Source organism: Cupriavidus sp. SIMBA_020 (assembly GCF_046535395.1).
Lineage (GTDB): Bacteria > Pseudomonadota > Gammaproteobacteria > Burkholderiales > Burkholderiaceae > Cupriavidus > Cupriavidus campinensis.
This window is the reverse complement of sequence record NZ_JAWRWU010000511.1, coordinates 1-274: the sequence shown is the minus strand read 5'-3', so window position 1 is coordinate 274 and position 274 is coordinate 1. Positions and strand designations below refer to the sequence as shown.

The 274-nt window shown below is 72.6% G+C and carries 1 pseudogene; it reads right to left on the bottom strand.

What is annotated here, in order from left to right:
* Positions 1-6 precede the first annotated feature (6 nt).
* Positions 7-274 (bottom strand): annotated as a pseudogene (locus SB751_RS30275) (secretion protein HlyD); the annotation flags it as partial.

The window sequence follows — 274 nt, the reverse complement described above, 5'->3', positions numbered from 1 at the left end:
GGCCGTTCATTGCAGCGCCGCCTCGACCGGCTGGCCGGGATGCAGCCGCGCGGCGGCGTCGGGCGCCGGACGCGCCTCGATCATGTAGACCAGCTTGCCACGGGTTTCGCGGCTGTAGATCACCGGCGGCGTGTACTCGGCCGCGCGCGACACGTAGGTGATGCGCGCGGACACGTCGGCCGCGCAGCCGTCGCAGTGGATCGCGATCGTGCGCCCCGGGGCGAGCGACGCGATGGCCGCCTCCGGCACGAAGAAGCGCACCTTCAGGTTCTGC